5 protein-coding genes are annotated in these 2,820 nt (G+C 66.2%); 1 reads left to right on the top strand and 4 read right to left on the bottom strand.

Going from position 1 to position 2,820, the window contains the following annotated elements; translation table 11 throughout:
* Window positions 1–138: 138 nt before the first annotated feature.
* Window positions 139–645: a hypothetical protein gene (locus tag ACIBVL_RS43180; RefSeq protein ID WP_399106769.1), complete on the bottom strand. Its 507-nt coding sequence runs from the start codon at window positions 643–645 to the stop codon at window positions 139–141.
* Window positions 646–832: 187 nt separating this feature from the next.
* On the opposite strand from ACIBVL_RS43180, the gene ACIBVL_RS43175 reads away from it, so the two are divergent.
* The gene (locus tag ACIBVL_RS43175) at window positions 833–1,267 is read left to right on the top strand and encodes a DUF3592 domain-containing protein (RefSeq protein ID WP_399106767.1); all 435 of its coding nucleotides are present in this window, start codon (window positions 833–835) and stop codon (window positions 1,265–1,267) included.
* On the opposite strand, the gene ACIBVL_RS43170 is transcribed toward ACIBVL_RS43175, so the two are convergent.
* The 3 genes from ACIBVL_RS43170 to ACIBVL_RS43160 form a co-directional block, all read right to left on the bottom strand.
* Window positions 1,254–1,445 carry a hypothetical protein gene (locus tag ACIBVL_RS43170; RefSeq protein WP_399106765.1) on the bottom strand — a complete coding sequence of 64 codons (192 nt, stop codon included), beginning with the start codon at window positions 1,443–1,445 and terminating at the stop codon, window positions 1,254–1,256. The genes ACIBVL_RS43175 and ACIBVL_RS43170 overlap by 14 nt on opposite strands.
* Before the next feature lie 431 nt (window positions 1,446–1,876).
* Window positions 1,877–2,227 (bottom strand): UBP-type zinc finger domain-containing protein, encoded by a 351-nt coding sequence (locus tag ACIBVL_RS43165; RefSeq protein ID WP_399106763.1) that lies wholly within the window; start codon window positions 2,225–2,227, stop codon window positions 1,877–1,879.
* Window positions 2,224–2,820, bottom strand: a 597-nt coding sequence (locus ACIBVL_RS43160) for a sensor histidine kinase (protein ID WP_399106761.1), incomplete at its 5' end; no start/stop codon positions are given. The genes ACIBVL_RS43160 and ACIBVL_RS43165, both read right to left, overlap by 4 nt.

Raw genomic sequence — 2,820 nt, 5'->3', positions numbered from 1 at the left:
CCGCGTGGAGCCCTACACGAACGCCGAGAGCGCCTGACCCTCCGGAGCACCCCTCCACAGCCGCGACGAACCGGACCCACCACAGCCAGGTGTCCGGCTTGCGGCCGGCTTCCATCACCTCCTTCGAACGGGACGGGATCAGGTGCCGAGCGAGTCGGCCGCGGTGCTGAATCCCTTGGACACCCGCACGAACTTCTCCCTGAGCGTCTCGGCGGTCTGTGCGAGGTTGTGCGCCGCGTTCCGCGCCTCACGCAGTCGTTCACCTTGGGCAGTTTGGTGGGGTTGTACCCGTCGAGCCTGTCGCTGAGTTTCCCGATGGCCGTGGCCGTCTCCGTGATTTTCGTCTTGGGGTGCGGGGTCGGTTTTTCGACCAGTAGTTTGAGTAGCTTGCCGTAATTGAGGCTCCGGTCCCAGGAATTCCAGAGTGGCGCCCACCGCGACGATGATCAGAGTGAGGGTGTCCATCTGTTTGAAAGCCTCGAAGACATCTTTGAGGCCCACCGCCTCCATCAGGGCTTCCCATATCGTCTTCTGTTCGTCCTTGCCCGCCTTGACTGCTTTCTTGATGTCCTCCTGGGCGTCCTTGAGTTCCTTGTCGGTCACGTTGTTGGCGTCCAGGACATGTGTGTTCAGCGTGGTTTTCACCTTGCTGATCTCGTCCTTGAGTTCGGCGATCTTGTCGAGGACCTAGGAGTCCGAACCGCTGGCCATTTTCACCTCGGATTGAATGGAGGGGAGGGTGTTGACCCTCCTGTTCGGCTAATGCTAGATTCGGTGATCGTGTCGTATTTCTCGGTGATTTTGCCGGACAGGCAGGAATGGGTGGGGTGCCGTGGAAAACTCGACAGGCGGTCTGATCGTCGGATTCCTCATGGTGATGGCGGGAACGGCCGCACTGATCACCCAATCCACGACATTCGTGCTGTATCGCCGCCTGCGGAACCTGGCGCGGCACGGCGTCGAGGGTGAGGCGGTCTCCGTGGACCAGAAGTACGCCGGCACGGGGGAGTACCACATCCATTACGAGATCCGTCTGGCCGACGGCGAACCCGGGGCGGAATTCCGTGAGCGCCAAAGGGGGATGGCGGACCTGGGAACGGTGGTTCCGGTGGTCTACGACCGGAGAAAGCCGCGCCGTGCCAAGCGGGGATTCCTGAAGGACATTGACTACCGCGGCGAGAGGAACATCGTCCTCGTCTTCGGGTACGGCGGCCTGGCGGTGTTCGCCGGCGGGGTCGCCCTGCTGGTCGCGGTCAACGGCTGGTGAGGTGAGCGGAGGGGCGTCGCGGTGACGGTCGGTGTGGGGTGCCGACCGGTCCCGCGTGGCGGCGGGCGATGTAGGCCGTGCCGCTGCCCGGGTGGAGCTGGACGGTGTAGGCGTAGCTCGCGTGCTGGATCTCGGTCCGGAGGCCGAGGGTGGTGCGCGTCCAGCTGGTGGCCTCCACGGCACGGCGGTGGCGTCGCTGGCGGACGGCTCGGCCCGGCGCTGCCAGTCGGCGTAGGCCGGGTGACCGGCGATCTACTTTCTTCGTCGGGGAGCTCGACCCCCGCAACGGCTGATGGTCGCCTTCATCGACGAGCAGCGTTCACCTGACGGTTCTGACCGACCGGGTTGAAGGTTGCACGCTGGTCACCGGGCGGAGATCCGCCCCATGCAGGAAGTGACCGACGACGGGGACGACCTCCAGCGCGCGCGGGGCGGCGAACCGATGTCGGTCGTCGACCTGCGGGGGAGGGGGGGAGGAGGATGCCGCCGTCGTCGGCACCGTGGAGCTGCGGCAGGGGCATCGCGATCGGCCGATGAGTGGAGTGCCGAACAGTTCTGCGGCACAGATGAATCCTGACGTCCACCACTGACAGCCCTGGTCGGTCAGGCTCAGCGCAGCGTGTCCGCCCAGTTCGCCGGCACGCGCCCCGCCGGTCCCGGCGTGGGCTGGTCGGCAGGGTGGGCGTCCGGGGGAGCCAGGGCCGGACCGGAGTCGTACAGTTCGGACGTCTCGAAGTTCCAGAACCAGGCCTCGTCCGGCTCGTAACTGCGGATCACCGGATGGCCGGTGTCCCGGAAGTGGCCGGTGGCGTGCTTGGGGGGTGAGTCGTCGCAGCAGCCGATGTGACCGCACTGGGCGCAGCGCCGCAGATGGAACCACCAGCCGCCGTCGGCGTCGCACTCGACGCATCCGGCACCGCTGGGCGGGATGCTGGGGTCGATGCCGGTGTCCTTGGTCATGAGGGCTTCTGGGCCGGGTCGGGGACGGTATCGGGGTCGGTGGCGGGGTCGGTGGCGGTGAGGGGGAGCAGCACCTGGAAGCGGGTGTCGCCGGGTACGGACTCGACTTTCAGGTCACCGTGGTGCTTGTTGACGACGATCCGCCAGGAGATGTCGAGCCCCAGCCCCGTGCCCTCGCCCACCGGCTTGGTGGTGAAGAACGGGTCGAAGATCCGGTCGCGGATCTCGGCCGGCACTCCCGGGCCCGTGTCGCGGAACTCCACCAGCAGCCGGTCGTGCACCACAGCGGTGCGTACGGTCAACGTCCCTTCGCCGTCCGCGCTCTTGATGGCGAAGACCGCGTTGTCGATCAGGTTGGTCCACACCTGGTTCAGTTCGGCCGGGTAGGCCGGGATCCTCGGCACTGAACGGTCGTACTCCTTCACGACCTTGACCTGGGGACCGATCTTGCCCGACAGCATCAGCAGCGTGCTGTCGAGGAGTTCGTGGACATCGGCGACCTGGTAGGGGGCGCGGTCCAGCTGGGAGTACTGCTTGGCGGCGTCGACGAGGTGCGAGATGCGGGTGGTGGAGTCCTCGATCTCGGACATCAA

The sequence above is a fragment of the Streptomyces sp. NPDC049687 genome, assembly GCF_044465285.1.
Lineage (GTDB): Bacteria > Actinomycetota > Actinomycetes > Streptomycetales > Streptomycetaceae > Streptomyces.
The sequence above is the reverse complement of the archived record's forward strand: the minus strand, read 5'-3'. Positions and strand labels throughout refer to the sequence as shown.

What these genes read in the sequence shown, in the direction of transcription:
- ACIBVL_RS43165 (WP_399106763.1), bottom strand. Translation starts at nt 2,227, where the DNA reads ATGACCAAGGACACCGGCATCGACCCCAGCATCCCGCCCAGCGGTGCC.